We start from the raw sequence: 16,269 nt of genomic DNA, 5'->3' as shown, positions 1-16,269 counted from the left end.
ATCGCTTTCCAAAAAGTATTCATAGTAGGAGTTTGACAGTTTTCGGAGATGTCTATTTGCTTGTAAAGGATTCTCTTTAATAAAACCATTACTCAAAACAAAATTACCAACAGCATTAACTAAATTATCCGTAACTTCAAACCGATGTAAAGGAATAAATAAAACTCTAACTTCTCCCTTTTGTGTTTGGTTAGCTGCAAATATTTTGGCAAAAGAAGATTTACCACTTCCGGGACCACCACTAATCACTCTAATCGCATCTTTAGAATCCGCTTTATTTAACCAATTTTCTACTTCTGTTTCTAAATCAACAACAACCCGATCAAATTTATCTTCTTCTCTGCTAAAATTATCAGGTTTTTTACCCTGAATTTTGCGTTTAAAATAAGCCCGCAACGGTACATAAACCTGTTTTAAACCAAAGGCTTCATCAAACATCCTTTCATTAACTTGGTTTTCTAGCCACGCGCTATAAATTTTCCATGCTTGTTGTCGTTCAGTGGCTTTAACAAAAGGACTATTGAGGTTATTTATTAAAGATTGATATTTATCACTATTTTTTAACCATTCTTTGTGTAGCGCATAGACAAACTGACTGGGAATTTGATTACTAATAACTTTTGCTTCTGCTGAATTTACACCAAAGCTTTCTAACCACTGACTAAAAGGTATTTTAATTTCTTCAATTATCACCAAATTTTCAGGATTGTCAAAAAAGTTAATATCAATTGTTATTTCTTGTGATTCTAACTTTTCTAAACACTGCTCTAAACGATGTTTAACTATTATTTGAATATCTTTATCATCAGCATCTTGTAATAAATCTTTTCTCTCTTCTGCCAAAGTCCACATTGCTTGAATTAAAGCCCGAAAAATCAACACCCAAGCAACTTCTCCCGTTTCTTTACCTAACCCAACAGATACGGCAACTTCCACCAAATTTTCTGGTATATTACCAAAATTAGCAACAGCCGCATTTGCACCAGCTTTGGTTAATGCTGTAAAGAAACTCCCGAAGTTAAAGTTAATCTTTCTATTTAATAGTGAAACTGGCTTTTTGATGAGAATCCCTGATGTGTCGCTCATAATATCATGTTTATTTAATCACTTTTAAAGTAGGTTGGTTTGACGTAAGGAAACCCAACATTATTAATGCATTTGTTGGGTTGCGCTGTCGCTTAACCCAACCTACTTTTTTATTATTTAAAATCTCAAACCAACACCACCTTGCAAAGATAAAGCAGTCCCTCCACCATTACGGTAAGCATCAAAAGCAATAATTGCGTTCCCAAAAATCACTGTATTGCTATTAGGAACTACATAATCAATTCCCGGTTGCAAAGCAAAACTAATTTTATTCCCCACAGGAGAAGCTTCATTCCCACTTGTCAATACCATTCCAGCCCCTAAATAAGCATCTGTTTGCCAATTCAAAGGGATATCATAGGAAACCGTGGGTACTATTGCTGTACCTTGACCAATTAAAGCTTGAGCGCGGAAAGATACAGGTGTTTCTAGTAACTTGTAGCGGAAAGCCAACACCCCACCGAGTTGAGTACCATCACTCAGTCCAATTGTTGGGCCAATACCAACATAGCTACCATAAGCTACTTGAGCCTTTACTGATTGGGTATTGATAGATAGACTCAAAACCGTACTAGTTGCTAAAATTGAAACTAAATATTTAAAATGTTTCATTATCCTCACTCCTCACACCATATAAATAACCATGTTATCTATATTACCCTCAATAGCTAATAGCGAAAAGGGAACAGTGACTGGAAAAATTACTTTCTCTGCATTCTCTGCTCCCTGTTCAGACATAATTTTTGACTATGGACAGCGGGGATGAATGCCACCTTTAGTACAAATGAAAGCTAGTTGTTTGGCATCTAAATTTTTGGCTTCGGTAAAATCAACTCCTTGGACTACAGCGGCTTGTGAACCAAGATCAGATGTTTGTACAAATTGATCTGTGGGATCTTGTTTAGCAGGGAAAAGAATAGTTCCTTGAAAATCGGCTTCGTTCAAATTTGCCCCTCGTAAATCTGCGCGACTTAAATCAGCATTTCTGAGGTTGGCATTTTTCATATTGGTAGAGCGCAAAACAGCACCGGAGAGACGAGCAGCGCTCAAGTTAGCATTGGTAAGATTAGCACTATCTAAATAGGCTTCAGATAAGTCTGCTCCTTGCCAATCAGTGTTGGTTAAATCGGCATAAGATAACTGTGTACCGATCGCAGAAACTCGACCTAAATGAGCGGCATACAAGTTGGCTTCCATTAATTTGGCATCACTAATATCAGCCCCTGTCAAACTAGCATTTTCTAAGATTGCTTGTCGCAAATCGCTCCCTATTAACTGGGCGCTGCTCAAGTTAGCACTCACTAAACGGGAGTTTGATAAGTTAGCTTTGTTGAGGGTGGCGCGGCTGAAGTCGCTGCGGTTCATCAATACACGACTGAGATTAGCATTACTGAGATCAGCTTGCTGGAAATGAGTGTAGCTCAAATCAGCGGTGACATCATCATAAGTATCCCAGCGTCCATCTTCGCCTACACTGCGGAAACGAGTACCTTTCAAACTAGCTTTGTTCAGGTTGGCAGATTTAAAAACAACTCCAGATAAATCAGTATTGTCTAATTCCAAGTTGAATAAAGAATTTTTTTCAGAGTTTTTTGAGCCTAATTGGGTGCTGCTCAAATCCATGCCATTAATTTTGCCGTTATAAACAGTGAGAATTTTGTTTATTGCTTGTTGGTTAAGGTTTAATTGCTGTTGGCGAATTTCTCGGAATGTGGCGACTGATTCCATTTCACCTGCAAGAAACTGATTCATGCGTTTTAATTCTGGCATGGCACTTGGTCCAATATTTGCCAAGGCTTGTTGAATAGTATCTATGGTTTTGGGGTCAGTTTCTTCAACTAGTAGATCTACCAGAAATTTAATTGACTGTGTATCGTTGATACCGCCCAAGACGAGAATTGCCCTTTGGCGTTCTTCGTTGGTAACACCAGAATTAGGACTAAGTTGTTTGACAAGTTCAAGAAACTTTTGGCTATTGATTTGCTGGGTTTTCCGCAGGCTTTCTTGGTTTTGGATGTAAATTTGTGTGCCGACTAAAGTTGACAACACTGCAATCATGCTTGTGATCCCTACTAAAAATAAGATCAAGTTGGGGTTGCGTCGGATTGCATCTTTGGCAGCAGGTTGGTCAGTGGATGTATTAAGATTATGCTGATTTTCTGGCTGGGGTTGTTCGCTGGCATTATCTACAGGTGGTTTGACCCGCTTTTTGCTATCTGTAGCATCTACTGTGTATGTACCTGCCAATTGATCATGAAAGGCACGACGACGCTTTTGTGAAGGCCAACCCATTCCTTCTCCTAGCACCATCAATACAGCTAAAAAGGTAAATAATCCTAAGTTGGGGAAAGCAAAGCTATAGCGCCACAACAGGTAGGCGATAGAAACTGGCGCAGTCCACCGTCCTAGACCTTCACGGATGGTAACTGCACCTAAACCAGGGGCTGTACCTTCGTCATTAACTACCTTTACACCAAACCAACGTTTGGGAATGGTGCTGCCGGTTTTCCCTAGTAAATACAATTGCCACCATGAGAGAGTGAGTGGTGCTAATAGGGCAACTGTCCACAGGAAATTAGTCGGACTGGCAACATTACGAATACCATAACTAACGGGTAGGGCTAGAGGTCGTGCGATCGCTCTTTCTGTGAGTACCAATACTGGGTTTAGAGGTACTCGGTCAAGATCACTGCGAGAATTGGCATAAACGCCTAGTCCAAAGGGAACTAAGCCACTGGCAACTACTAATGTGATTTCCACTGCCCAAGCGGCCAAGCGCCTTGTTCCTAGGGGCAGGGAATGAGCTTTTTCTGGTTTTTTGGACTGGCTAGATTGATGAATATTTGTCCCGACAGTTGGGGTCGCCATTATATAATTCCCTTTGAATTTATGTTTACGCCAATCTCGGCGCGGTTAAAATAGGCTATTGCTTACTTTGAAAGCTATTAGACACAAAAAATTTGTACCCAAGATACACTAATCCCGCTAACAGTGCCAGACTGATTACAGATGTTACGAGTTTAAACACTGTTTGTAACATCAATAATCCCAACACCATCACCACTCCCCCAACGGCCAGCTTTTTCATCCGTGATAAACTTTGGAACCAAGAGCGCGATCGCTCTAGATATGAGTTCAATTTGGCAAACCCAGAGGTCGGTGTCTGTTTTTGTCCCTCTGGTTGAGACTGGGTTGGTGAAAATGAATTCATCTCAGCCTCTAGTTTTTGGAGGCGACGTTGCAACTCTTCTTCGGATTGAGGATTCATGATTTTTTTACCTCAGCTAGGATACTCTGGTTTTACAACCAACTAAATCCTTTATTTGGCGGTTGTCTTAGTGATTTTAACTAATATCTATGTGTGCAACACCTTTATAGGTAGGGAAAAATAATCTATTACCAGTGAGTTACTAGAGGTTGCTGTTGACTAGCCATTATTCAGGGGGATGAAGATGATTAGTGCTTGAGTATCAGTAAAATTTTTCTGCCTTACCTCTTTCATTTCAGGATATTTTAATATTTAGTCACAAAGTAGTGAAATTTCAGAATAAAAATTTATACATTACATTTGGGAACAAAAACAGTTTATCTGCGTCAAATAGTTCAGAATATATATAAAGATATTGCTCTATCAACAGTCAGGAGCATTAACTAAAATGAAAACTTTAAGACTATTGACTCTTATCCCTACAACCTTGGCAATGTGTTTGGTATTTAACCAAGTGAATTTTGCCCAAACTCCAGTAATTCCAGTAATTCAAGTTAATAACAAACCCCAGACAGACCCGATGGTTGTCAATGGTATGTCAGGGGGAACAGTTAAAAGTAACTGCGGAAATATTACCACTAAACCAAGTCAAGTTATTCAAGTTCAAGAATCACTGCCTTATTTGCGATTAACCGTTGAGAGTAAGGGAAAGACCACGCTATTCATTGATGGTCCCGGTGGTAAATTTTGTGTATTGGCAGATAGTTACTCCGAAAATAATAGACCAGAACTTGCAGGTTTCTGGCAGGCTGGGCAATATTTGCTCTATATCGGTGATTTATCCCCAGAACAGCACCCTTATGCTCTCTCGATTTCACAAAAACGGAACTAGGAGGCAGGAGGCAGGAGGCAGGAGTTCAGGAGTTCAGGAGTTCAGGAGTCAGAGGGCAGAATGCTACTTACTACTCAGCACTCAGCACTCACTACTCAGCACTCACTACTCACACCGTTATGAATTATTTTAATCTTCCAGGGATTTGGCTGGGACTTCAATGGCTGTAACATCAATTGTGCCTTCTGGTGCGAAGCGGCTAAATTGACTATTTTGAATTAAAAGCTGTTCTCCGCAATTTGGACACTGCAATTTGCTGTTATTTAAACCTGTTAATTCAAATTCGCAGACGGGACACTGTCCAGGAACCAAATTGCGTTGTAGCCACCAGCGAAATCCTAAGAAGGCAATAACTGGTGTGACTAACAACAGCCCAAAAATAATTAGCAGGGAATTAACTAGCCAGCCTAAGCCCAATGATGCTAATAACCAGGTTATAGCTAACAAAGTAAGCCAAGGGCGGAGTTTTTCAAGATTCAATTGCAAGTTATTAGGGCGCATTTCTCAAATTTGTTTTACTATCACTTTATCTTAGTCATTAATTATGGGGGTCATGGGTTTAGTTGAGATGGGGAGAGAAGCATTTGTTGTAGACGTTGTTGAAAGGCTTCTATACCAAAAATAGCGATCGCTTGTTCTCTTAACCATTCACCATCACAACGTTGATCCTGACCTTGAAGAATTTCTATACAAGCTGCGGCTACAGCATCGGGGTTACGGTGTGGTACTCGCCATCCTAGTTTACCATCTTGTAAGGGGTCAGCCGAGCCATCATCATCACCAGATAAAACTGGTATACCACAAGCCATTGCTTCTAGATAAACTATCCCAAAGCCTTCTTGAGAGGGCATAACATAGGCATCTGCTAGACGATAGTGTAACATTAATGCTTCTGTAGCGACAAAACCGGCAAAAATCACGCGATCGCTCACACCTAACTCTTTTGCTAACTCAGCTAATCGCGGTTGGTCATCACCACGACCAATTACCAAATATTTTACCTCTGGAAACACCTGCATAATTTGTGGTAAGGCTCTAATTGTCACATCTACACCCTTGTAAATATCCCCAGACCACAACCGTGCCACTGTCATCAACACCTTGGCATTATTTAAACCGTACTTCTCAACTAATGCTGGTGCTTTGATACCAGGAGTAAATTTATCCCCATCAATAGCACAAGGTAACATCTTTACCTGATCAGGATTGATGTTATTAGCAGCACAAGCATAATCTCGACTGTAGCGACTAATTGTCCAAATTGCCGCAGAGGCAGCTAAAGCACTTCGTTCTTGATTTTTGAGCGGTTCCCAGACTTCTTTTCCATAGGTTAGTACAGTATAAGGAATCCCCAAAGGTTGACATAAAGTTTTTATCAGTACCGCCAATTTAATGTGACCACAAAAAACGTGTTGCGGTCTTTTTTGCAAAAGATAACGAAGTAACGCTATGGTAAATTTGGCTCTTCCTATTTGGGGCAAATCACTTTTAAAATAATGAAATTTTAAATTTTCTGCTGCAAAAGGATTTACACAATCATCACTATCACGTAATAAAAAAACTTCTGCTTTACAGGTTTGATCTAATCCTAAATAGGCGCGAAAAATATCTTTAACATAGGATTGAATACCACCTTCAAGGGCAAAAATTTCTAAGAATACGAATACATGATTGGCTTTATTACTCAATTTTTCATCAGGCTGGAGATTATCTTTCACTTGATTAATTAGCATTTTGGGATATTTCTGGTGACACTCTACCACTTTGCAATTTATCCAAATCAGTGTTTACCATTTTCTCTAAAAGTTGCTCAAAACTAACTTTAGGTTCCCAGCCAAGATTTTTTTTAGCTTTATTGGGGTTAGCAACAAGTTGAAAATGTTCATCTGCTCGTAACAAATTTGTATTAGTAACTACGTATTTTTGCCAGTCTAGTCCCACACAATCAAAAGCTGTAGCGATTAATTCTCTAACACTGTGGAGTTTACCTGTACCAATCACATATTCTTCTGGCTCATCTACCTGTAGCATTCGCCACATTGCTTCAACATGATCTCCAGCAAAACCCCAATCACGTTTGGCATCCAAGTTACCCATTTCTAAAGTTTTGGCTAAACCCAATTTAATTGATGCTACCGCTAAAGAAACCTTGCGTGTCACAAACTGAGGAGGACGCAAAGGAGATTCATGGTTATACAAAATACCACTACAAGCAAATAGGCCATAACGCTGTCGGTGATGTACCATCGTCCAGTGAGCGTGTAATTTGGCTGCTGCATAGGGATTTTTAGGACGAAAAGTAGTTTCTTCATCTTGAGGAGTCACATCAACATCCCCAAACATTTCTGAACTACTGGCTTGATAAAAACGTGTAGATAGACCAACTTGTCTAACCGCATCTAATAATCTAGTAGCCGTACCTGTAATTAGATCCAGAGTTCCTAGAGGATCATGCCAAGAATCAGGAACAAAGCTAGGTGCAGCTAAATTATAAATTTCGTGAGGCTGTAATTGTTCGACAGCGGTTAATAATGCCGCACTATCTTTGGAATCAACGGTGTAAATTTCTACCTTTTCTGCCAAGTCTCCCAGTTTTGACAAGTTAGCTTGTCGGTACGGAGATACCAAACCTACAACTCGGTAATTTTGGTTGAGTAGCAAATGACTGAGATAATAACCGTCTTGACCTGTAATGCCTGTAATTAGGGCTGTTTTTGTCATAGATATGCTTTTTGATTAGGGTACGGTTCTTTTGAGAAGACAGTTTTAATTTTGGCATAACGCCTAGAGTTTATGCGAGGTCAGGAGTCAGGAGGAAGAATATTTTTCTCTGCTGTTCCCTGCCATATCAAATATTCTGTATCCTTACGAATTCCGAAAAGGGGTTCACTCAGATTTCAATATCAAGATCATATCTTTTTGTAGGATTGTGTTACATCATGAAAAGAGATTTTTTGTTTTATTTTTATGCGATACCTTCGGTCATCGTAGGCATTGCTTAATTGTATTTTTTAGGTTAGAAACAAGAAAAGTAGATATAGATTAGGTTAGAAGCTTTTAGAACAAGTGTAATATTTCATCTTCCTAAAAGAGCCACTAATCTTTCTTCTCCATTCCAGATAATCACAGCTTCATGTATTGGGATATCTACCCAACTATTATCAGCTAGATTTGCTGGTAGTTCATATAAAAAAGGTCTCTTTATTAAAGAGACTGCTGCTGATGGTAAACTTAAGATCGCCAGTAAACCCTATATCAATTACAAATTCAATACTAAAATCTGGCTTGTTTGGCAAATGAAATATGACATTGACAGTTGCACGCCCGTTTTTGACAATACCAGTTATCACCGATAATCACGCTCCATTTCTCCATTAAAGGAGGCAGCAACTTTATAACCAATACGAATACCAAAGAGTCGAGCAAATCTGTTTTTATTCCGTAAATAATGCGCTGATTTTATGCCTGTTTTATCAATAGCATATTCCCCTGTTTCTATATCAATAATTATCATTTTACCAATATTTTCTTCGGTATCTACTTGTTGATGAATGCTATTGTCAGATAATTCTTTGGCACGTTTTGCGACTTCTTCGCTGCTGAGGAGAAGTAACCGTTCAGGGGGTAGAAAAGAGATAGGAAAAAATTCTGCCCAAAATCTGATAAATTAAATAACATGGAACAAAAGCGCGTCAATCACTTAGAGCAGATATCCCAGGAAGATTGGGGAAAGACTCCAACCAGCGTCAAAAAACTGGTGGAGGAAATGGCGCAGCAAATAGAACAACAGGAAAAGAAACTAGCAGAAGTCCTGAGTGTACAAGAACAATTATTAGAAAAAGTTAATCGGACTTCCGTTAACTCATCATCACCACCCTCAAGTGACCCACTGGGATTTGGAAAAAAGCCACAAAAGACAAAAAGTGGTAAAAAACGAGGGGGTCAACCAGGTCATAAAGGAAATAGTCGGGACTTATACCCCATAGAAGAATGCAAGGAAGTAAAAGAACATCATCCAGAAGAATGTACCAATTGTGGAGCAGCCCTGACTGGAGTTGATACAAACCCCTATCGTCACCAGAGAGTAGAAATTCCACCCATCAATCCCATAGTCATAGAACATCGTCTACATCAGTTGACCTGTAATGGATGTGGTACTAAAACTCGTGCAGTATTACCAGAAGATGTGAACCCAAGCGGCTACGGAGTAAGAGTAGTAGCACTAGTGGCATTGCTAAGTGGAGTATATCGCCACAGTCAAAGAATGGTACAAAGTGCCATGCAAGAAGTATTTGGAATCTCAATACGGACTGGAGTTTCCGCAGAATTGGGAACTGCACTGGTGAAACAACAAGAGAAGTTGTTTGAACTTTGGCATCGAGTCCGAGATGGGACTTTATCTCGTGCAGATTTTGTGGAGTTGGTTGAGGAGATTCGCTCATCTATCAGAGCAACTTTACAAGAAGCTGACGGTTATGAAATTACCAGTCGGGAAAAAACACCTTTAGCAAAAACTGTCCGTACTTGTCGTCAATTACTCAAAGTTGAGTCGGCGATGTGGTTGTTCGTCTCCACCACCGGGGTTGAGCCGACTAATAATGCTGCGGAAAGGGCTATTCGGCCTGCTGTTATTTGGAGAAGGACTAGCTTTGGTTCTCAAACTCAGGCTGGTAGTATTTTTGTGGCTCGTATGCTGACTGTGGTGACAACTCTCAAGTCCCAAAAGCGCAATGTTTTGGAGTTTATGACTCAGGCTGTTGTTGCTGCTCGTGATAGGAAAACTGCACCTTCTTTGCTTCCACAAGTTACTGCTGATGCTGATGATTCTAATTTTTTAAAAGCTGCTTAATTTTATTGCTTGATTTTGGGGGTAATTTTTCTTCTTCTTTACACCCCCTCCTGAACGGTTACTAAAAATGTTGGCCATTAGGAGGTGTATCAATTAAAAATACATCTCCTATGTTTATAGAAATACTAGACACTTAGCACCTCATCTAAATATGCTTCCCTTAGTGCTATTTGTCTAATTTCTTCAATTTCTTCCTCACTTTTACCAACATTTTTCAGAATATCTTCTACTAAAATGGGAATAGCAGAACCATGAGGATCTTTCCACTCTGGTAAATCATGAGTCCATTCAGCAACATGAAATGGATCAAGATGTCCAAAGCTTTGATATACCTCTTGAAGAATCTCCTCTTCTTCTTCGCATAGTTCATCATTTCCTGGATCTTTGACTAAGTAAACAAAGTTCTTATCACCAGGAGAAACGTACTCAGACCACAGAGGTAGAGCATCATCAACAGGTTTACGTTTAATTAAATCATAAACACCACTAAGGACAGGACCATATTTCATTGATACATAATGATCACCTGTTATGGGTTGTTCTATTCTTTCTAATGCAATACGATCAGCTATGTAGAGCATTTTCAGCAAACCTAAATATTTGATAGGTTTACCATGCAGTTTTATAAGTATAGCTGCTGCTTCTACAGCTTTTTCTGGATGAAACCGAAATTGGATAGACATAATTATCCTAGAGAAGCAGTATAGTACATATATATTATAGCACTTGACCTGAAAATGAGAGAACTAACTAAACGTTCGTCATGACAGTATAATAACCAATCCAATACTGCTCGGTTAAGAATTTTTGTAGGTTGGGTTGAACAATAGTGAAACCCAACAAATGCCTGTAAATGTTGGGTTTCGTTCCTCAACCCAACCTACGTAATTTCATTTTTTGAGCTTAACCGACAAGTATTGATAACCAATCTTGTATTCTATTTTTTACTAAATTTAGTTCTCTTTTATATTTTCTAAAGCCAAAAAAACGGCAGAGAACCGAAATTCTCCACCGCTTAATTAACAATTAAATCATCCTAATTACAACTCAACACCTTGGGGTAATAACTCCCGTGTTTTTTGAGAACTAACTTGAACAACGCCATTTTCATCAACGTCAACAAGAGCAGTATCACCATCTTTGATGCGTCCAGACAGAATTTCTTCTGCCAAACTATCTTCCAATAAGCGCATAATTGCCCGACGTAATGGCCTTGCACCGTAGCTAGGACTGTAACCTTCAGTTATCAAGCGATCCTTGAAGCGGTCTGTGACTTCTAAGACAATGCCTTTTTCTGTCAACCGACCAAATACTTCTTTGAGCATGATTTCGGCGATTTGGGTAACTTCTGCCTTGTTCAACTGACGGAAGACGATAATTTCATCTAACCGGTTCAGGAACTCAGGACGGAAGTATTGTTTCAGTTCTTCATTCACCAAAGAGCGAATTCTGTTGTATTGTGTCTCAGTCGCATCTTGAGAGAACTCAAAGCCGATACCGCTACCACCTTTTTCAATTACCTTAGAACCAATGTTGGAAGTCAAAATCAGCAAGGTGTTCTTGAAGTCCACCGTGCGACCTTTTGCGTCGGTTAAACGACCATCTTCCAAAATTTGCAATAACATATTGAACACATCGGGGTGTGCTTTTTCGATTTCGTCAAACAGCACCACGGTGTAAGGACGACGGCGTACAGCTTCTGTTAGCTGACCACCTTCGTTGTAGCCGACATAACCAGGAGGTGAACCAATCAGTTTGCTGACGGTATGACGCTCCATGTATTCGGACATATCCAAGCGAATCATTGCTTCTTCTGAACCGAAGAAGTAGGAAGCCAAGGATTTCGCTAATTCAGTTTTACCCACCCCAGTTGGCCCGGAGAAGACAAAACTAGCGATCGGTCGATTTGGATTTTTCAATCCGACACGAGCGCGACGAATAGCGCGGGAAACAGCCTTCACAGCGTCATCTTGACCGATGAGGCGCTGGTGTAAGGTGTCTTCCATGTGCAGCAACTTCTCGGACTCAGACTCGGTGAGTTTGTTCACCGGTACTCCTGTCCAGGAAGCGACGATGTGGGCGATGTCTTCTTCGGTGACAACAGGTTCTAGACCATCTCCACCGGTAGCGTTGGTTTTGCTTTGAGCGATCGCACGGATTTCGGCTTTAATCTCCATTTCGCGATCGCGCAATTCTCCGGCTCTGTCAAAGTCCTGAGAACGCACTGCATCATCTTTTTCTTTTAAGATTTGCCGCAGTTCCTTATCTAACTCCTTCGCTGCTGGTGGCAGTTGGGAGTTAATTAAACGCACACGAGAACCAGCTTCATCAACCAAGTCAATGGCTTTATCTGGCAGAAAGCGATCGCTGATATAACGATCAGATAACTTCGCTGCTGCTTCCAATGCCTCATCGGATATCTTCAGCTTGTGGTGTTGCTCGTAGCGTTCCCGCAGTCCAAATAAGATTTCAATGGTTTCAGCAACTGACGGCTCACCGACCATCACAGGCTGGAAGCGTCTTTCCAACGCCGCATCCCGTTCAATGTGCTTGCGGTATTCATCTAAAGTTGTTGCGCCGATACACTGCAATTCACCTCTAGCCAAAGCTGGTTTGAGGATATTCGCCGCATCAATCGCCCCTTCAGCTGCACCCGCACCAATTAAGGTGTGAACCTCGTCAATTACCAGGATGACATTACCCGCCGAGCGGATTTCATCCATGATTTTTTTTAGGCGTTCTTCAAATTCACCCCGGTACTTGGTTCCTGCTACGAGTAAACCTATATCGAGAGTGACAACACGCTTATCTTCCAGAATGTCGGGGACATCTTTGTTAGCAATGCGGCTGGCTAAACCTTCTGCGATCGCTGTCTTACCAACCCCTGGTTCACCAATTAGCACTGGATTATTTTTAGTTCGGCGACCCAAAATTTGAATCACGCGCTCAATTTCTTTTGCACGCCCTACCACAGGATCAAGTTTATTGTCCGTGGCCATTTGGGTCAGGTTGGAGCCAAATTCATCCAAAGTCGGGGTTTTTGTGCGACCAGATGGACCCCCTCCTGGTGAAACTTCGGCAGTTTCTCCCAGCATTCGGATTACCTGCGTTCTCACCTTAGATAAATCCACACCGAGGTTTTCTAGCACCCTGGCTGCTACACCTTCCCCTTCGCGGATGAGGCCCAACAGCAGATGCTCGGTGCCTATGTAGTTATGCCCCAGTTGGCGTGCTTCTTCCAAGGATAGTTCTAGAACTCGTTTTGCTCGTGGCGTAAACGGAATTTCCACGGCCACAAAACCAGATCCCCGACCTATAATTTTTTCAACTTCAATTCGGGCATCTTTGAGATTAACTCCCATCGATTTCAGCACCTTGGCGGCCACTCCTGTGCCTTCCCCAATCAAACCCAGGAGGATTTGTTCGGTTCCCACAAAGTTGTGACCTAAACGGCGGGCCTCTTCTTGGGCCAGCATGATTACCTTAATGGCTTTTTCTGTGAAGCGTTCAAACATGGCATTTTTCCCATCACCTGCGGTCGTGCCGGTATGCTGATTTTAGCACAGGCTAAAAGTTTGGATGTTTGTATACAAATTTTAGACATCCAATCGTCATCAGACATGGTGATGAGTTAATTTTTAACTTTTTATTACTTTTTGTGTAGCGCGTGTACTGAGGAGCTTGAATTTTCCAGCGTTTTTGGCACTAATACCAAACAATAAACGGCTGATCTGGGAATTTTATTGTTCTAATCCCAAACAAATATTAGTATCATATATACAATTATTTTGTCAATAAATTAGCTTATAAATAAGAAAAGATTATCAAAAGACTAAATTTTGTTTAAAATTCTGATTGAATGTAGCTGCATAAAAATTGCATTTTCTATCATTAGGAGGATTAGGTGCTAAAAAGATCAGGATTCAGGAGTCAGAATTATAAGGAGGTAATAATAGTCTTGAATCTGGTCAAGTGATTGGTGATGCATCATCAATCGGATTGACTGAGGCGATCGCTAACTATGATATGCCAATCGTCTAAGGTTTTGAGAAATTTTGGCTGTTGTAGGTCAGAAAGCCAAAGAATCAGCGCATCTTCATCATTATCTTTGTAATAGCGCGGTCTTCTGCCAGCAGTTTTGAAGCCAAATTTTTGATATAAAGCGATCGCACCCTCATTGGAAGCTCTAACTTCGAGGGTAGCTCGTTCCAAACCGCGATCGCTTGCTGTTTTGAGTAAAGAATACAATAAAGCCTGTCCCAATCCTTGGCGGTGATATTGAGGATGAACCGCCAAAATGGTAATATGTGCTTCCTCTAAAATTGACCAAAAACAACCCATTCCCAACAGTTCAGAATGAGAAAATGGGGAAAATAAACCCAAAAAATGACTATTAGGACTTTCCAACTCTCTCCGGTAGCCTTCTAAAGTCCACAAACCATCAAAACAAGCATGATCCAGTTCGAGCAATACACTTAAATGCTCAGAAGTCAAGGATTGAATTTTTAAATCTAATAAAATCACGTTTAAAGGAACTGGAGATAGGGAATTAGGGAAAGCAGGAGGAGGGGGCAGGGCAGGGGAAGAGTTTTCTTAATGACCAATGACCAATGACCAATGACCAATGACCAATGACCAATGACCAATTACCCATTACCCATTACCAGCAAAGCTGTAAACTGGAAATCAAGAGACTAACTTACGCCTGTAATTTTCACAAGGACAACTTTTATTATTTATGGTATCGACTCAACCCGTCGTGGTTCAACCTACTGGCAATCAATATTTACCTCAAAATCTTAGCCACACAACGCCTTCACCTAACCAAGAACTTTTACCCCTGAGTGCCAGAGTTAATGATCATGACTCCCTGGAAATCGGTGGGTGTGATGTCACAACGCTGGTTGAGCAGTTTGGTTCACCTTTATATGTTTTAGATGAAACAACTCTGCGGACAGCTTGCCAACAATACCGGGATACTTTTAAACAGTACTACAAAGGTGAATCTCAAGTATTATACGCTTCTAAAGCCTGGAATTGTCTAGCAGTTTGTGCGATCGCAGCTTCAGAAGGTTTAGGAATAGATGTCGTTTCCGGTGGTGAACTTTACACTGCCTTAAAAGCAGGTGTTAGTCCAGATAAAATCTACCTGCACGGCAATAATAAATCTCGTGATGAGCTAGTTTTAGCCATTGAGTCTGGTTGCACCATTGTTGCCGATAACTGGCACGAATTACATACTTTAGTGAAGATAGCAGAAGAAAGACTCATAACTTCTAACTCTACACTCAGTACTCGAATCATGTTACGGTTGACACCGGGGATCGAATGCCATACCCACGAATATATTCGCACTGGACATTTAGATAGTAAATTTGGTTTTGATCCCAATGATTTAGATCAGGTATTTGCCTTTGTTAGCAAACAACCAAGTTTAAACTGTGTAGGATTACACGCTCATATTGGTTCTCAAATTTTTGAACGTCAGCCCCATCGAGATTTGGGTGTGGTGATGGTACAGTGGTTGCGGGATGCGGCCAAGTATGATTTGGAATTAACAGAGTTAAATGTTGGTGGTGGTTTAGGGATTAGGTACACAGAGTCAGATGATCCCCCCAGCATTGAAGAATGGTCAAAGGCAATTTGTGAAGTAGTGCAACAAGCTTGTGCGGCGGAAAATCTGCCCTTACCTAAATTATTATGTGAACCAGGGCGATCGCTGATTGCGACAGCTTGCGTTACCGCCTACACTATTGGTTCAGCTAAAGTCATTCCCGATATTCGTACTTATGTAACGATTGATGGCGGAATGTCTGACAATCCCCGCCCTATCACATATCAATCAGTTTATCGAGCAGTAGTTGCCAATAAAATGTCTGCTGCTTCCACAGAAACAGTTACAGTGGCTGGTAAACATTGCGAATCAGGAGATATTCTGATTAAAAATGCTCAACTGCCAAAAACTGAACCAGGCGATATTCTCGTAGTTATGGGAACTGGTGCATACAATTACAGTATGGCATCTAACTACAACCGTCTGCCCCGACCGGCAGCTGTTTTAGTAGCGAATGGCGAAGCAAATTTAATTTTGCAGCGCGAAACTTATCAAGACATAATTCGACAAGATTGCCTACCAGAAAGACTGAAATAGTCATTAATCCTTGGTCATTGGTCATTAGCTAAAAACCAATGACTAATGGCTAATGACTAGTGACTAATGACTATTAGAATCCA

Annotated in this window: 13 protein-coding genes and 1 pseudogene; 3 read left to right on the top strand and 11 right to left on the bottom strand. The window is 40.7% G+C overall.

Annotated features, from left to right (window positions below):
* From VB713_RS22365 to VB713_RS22350, 4 genes and pseudogenes are all read right to left on the bottom strand, one after another.
* Positions 1-1,086 (bottom strand): annotated as a pseudogene (locus VB713_RS22365) (hypothetical protein); the annotation flags it as partial.
* A gap of 117 nt (positions 1,087-1,203) precedes the next feature.
* Complete coding sequence (locus tag VB713_RS22360) at positions 1,204-1,698, bottom strand: hypothetical protein (protein WP_323313708.1); 495 nt, start codon at positions 1,696-1,698, stop codon at positions 1,204-1,206.
* A gap of 135 nt (positions 1,699-1,833) precedes the next feature.
* On the bottom strand, positions 1,834-3,954 hold the full coding sequence (locus tag VB713_RS22355; protein ID WP_323313707.1) for a pentapeptide repeat-containing protein: 2,121 nt from the start codon (positions 3,952-3,954) through the stop codon (positions 1,834-1,836).
* Between the two features lie 55 nt (positions 3,955-4,009).
* Complete coding sequence (locus VB713_RS22350) at positions 4,010-4,354, bottom strand: hypothetical protein (RefSeq protein WP_323313706.1); 345 nt, start codon at positions 4,352-4,354, stop codon at positions 4,010-4,012.
* Between the two features lie 388 nt (positions 4,355-4,742).
* Between VB713_RS22350 and VB713_RS22345 the strand changes: the two genes are divergently transcribed.
* Positions 4,743-5,186 carry a hypothetical protein gene (locus VB713_RS22345; RefSeq protein ID WP_323313705.1) on the top strand — a complete coding sequence of 148 codons (444 nt, stop codon included), beginning with the start codon at positions 4,743-4,745 and terminating at the stop codon, positions 5,184-5,186.
* Between the two features lie 129 nt (positions 5,187-5,315).
* Here VB713_RS22345 and VB713_RS22340 read toward each other — a convergent pair whose 3' ends face one another.
* The 4 genes from VB713_RS22340 to VB713_RS22325 all read right to left on the bottom strand — a co-directional run bounded on the left by VB713_RS22340 (position 5,316) and on the right by VB713_RS22325 (position 8,823).
* Complete coding sequence (locus VB713_RS22340; protein WP_323313704.1) at positions 5,316-5,687, bottom strand: hypothetical protein; 372 nt, start codon at positions 5,685-5,687, stop codon at positions 5,316-5,318.
* A 50-nt stretch (positions 5,688-5,737) separates the two neighbouring features.
* Positions 5,738-6,919, bottom strand: coding sequence for a glycosyltransferase (locus VB713_RS22335; RefSeq protein WP_323313703.1), 1,182 nt, complete (start codon positions 6,917-6,919; stop codon positions 5,738-5,740).
* Positions 6,909-7,907, bottom strand: a complete 999-nt coding sequence (locus tag VB713_RS22330; protein WP_323313702.1) for a GDP-mannose 4,6-dehydratase — start codon at positions 7,905-7,907, stop codon at positions 6,909-6,911. The genes VB713_RS22335 and VB713_RS22330 overlap by 11 nt, the downstream gene beginning before the upstream one ends.
* Positions 7,908-8,532: 625 nt before the next feature.
* The gene (locus tag VB713_RS22325) at positions 8,533-8,823 is read right to left on the bottom strand and encodes a hypothetical protein (protein ID WP_323313709.1); all 291 of its coding nucleotides are present in this window, start codon (positions 8,821-8,823) and stop codon (positions 8,533-8,535) included.
* A 39-nt stretch (positions 8,824-8,862) separates the two neighbouring features.
* Here VB713_RS22325 and VB713_RS22320 point away from each other — a divergent pair, with 39 nt between their 5' ends.
* Positions 8,863-10,035 carry an IS66 family transposase zinc-finger binding domain-containing protein gene (locus VB713_RS22320; RefSeq protein WP_323313701.1) on the top strand — a complete coding sequence of 391 codons (1,173 nt, stop codon included), beginning with the start codon at positions 8,863-8,865 and terminating at the stop codon, positions 10,033-10,035.
* A 125-nt stretch (positions 10,036-10,160) separates the two neighbouring features.
* On the opposite strand, the gene VB713_RS22315 is transcribed toward VB713_RS22320, so the two are convergent.
* The 3 genes from VB713_RS22315 to rimI all read right to left on the bottom strand — a co-directional run bounded on the left by VB713_RS22315 (position 10,161) and on the right by rimI (position 14,559).
* Positions 10,161-10,718 carry a Panacea domain-containing protein gene (locus VB713_RS22315; protein WP_323313700.1) on the bottom strand — a complete coding sequence of 186 codons (558 nt, stop codon included), beginning with the start codon at positions 10,716-10,718 and terminating at the stop codon, positions 10,161-10,163.
* Between the two features lie 357 nt (positions 10,719-11,075).
* Positions 11,076-13,550, bottom strand: coding sequence for an ATP-dependent Clp protease ATP-binding subunit (locus VB713_RS22310; protein ID WP_323313699.1), 2,475 nt, complete (start codon positions 13,548-13,550; stop codon positions 11,076-11,078).
* A 475-nt stretch (positions 13,551-14,025) separates the two neighbouring features.
* Positions 14,026-14,559, bottom strand: coding sequence for a ribosomal protein S18-alanine N-acetyltransferase (gene rimI / locus VB713_RS22305; protein ID WP_323313698.1), 534 nt, complete (start codon positions 14,557-14,559; stop codon positions 14,026-14,028).
* Between the two features lie 214 nt (positions 14,560-14,773).
* Between rimI and lysA the strand changes: the two genes are divergently transcribed.
* The gene (gene lysA, locus VB713_RS22300; protein WP_323313697.1) at positions 14,774-16,186 is read left to right on the top strand and encodes a diaminopimelate decarboxylase; all 1,413 of its coding nucleotides are present in this window, start codon (positions 14,774-14,776) and stop codon (positions 16,184-16,186) included.
* Positions 16,187-16,269 lie beyond the last annotated feature (83 nt).

This window comes from Anabaena cylindrica UHCC 0172 (genome assembly GCF_034931625.1).
In the GTDB taxonomy this organism is placed as follows: Bacteria; Cyanobacteriota; Cyanobacteriia; order Cyanobacteriales; family Nostocaceae; genus Anabaena; species Anabaena cylindrica_A.
The sequence above is the reverse complement of the archived record's forward strand: the minus strand, read 5'-3'. Positions and strand labels throughout refer to the sequence as shown.

Bases quoted from the DNA above. Each gene is read 5' to 3' on its own strand.
- VB713_RS22360 (WP_323313708.1), bottom strand. From the start codon at position 1,698: ATGAAACATTTTAAATATTTAGTTTCAATTTTAGCAACTAGTACGGTT.
- VB713_RS22355 (WP_323313707.1), bottom strand. From the start codon at position 3,954: ATGGCGACCCCAACTGTCGGGACAAATATTCATCAATCTAGCCAGTCC.
- VB713_RS22350 (WP_323313706.1), bottom strand. From the start codon at position 4,354: ATGAATCCTCAATCCGAAGAAGAGTTGCAACGTCGCCTCCAAAAACTA.
- VB713_RS22345 (WP_323313705.1), top strand. From the start codon at position 4,743: ATGAAAACTTTAAGACTATTGACTCTTATCCCTACAACCTTGGCAATG.
- VB713_RS22340 (WP_323313704.1), bottom strand. From the start codon at position 5,687: ATGCGCCCTAATAACTTGCAATTGAATCTTGAAAAACTCCGCCCTTGG.
- VB713_RS22335 (WP_323313703.1), bottom strand. From the start codon at position 6,919: ATGCTAATTAATCAAGTGAAAGATAATCTCCAGCCTGATGAAAAATTG.
- VB713_RS22330 (WP_323313702.1), bottom strand. From the start codon at position 7,907: ATGACAAAAACAGCCCTAATTACAGGCATTACAGGTCAAGACGGTTAT.
- VB713_RS22320 (WP_323313701.1), top strand. From the start codon at position 8,863: ATGGAACAAAAGCGCGTCAATCACTTAGAGCAGATATCCCAGGAAGAT.
- VB713_RS22315 (WP_323313700.1), bottom strand. From the start codon at position 10,718: ATGTCTATCCAATTTCGGTTTCATCCAGAAAAAGCTGTAGAAGCAGCA.
- VB713_RS22310 (WP_323313699.1), bottom strand. From the start codon at position 13,550: ATGTTTGAACGCTTCACAGAAAAAGCCATTAAGGTAATCATGCTGGCC.
- lysA (WP_323313697.1), top strand. From the start codon at position 14,774: ATGGTATCGACTCAACCCGTCGTGGTTCAACCTACTGGCAATCAATAT.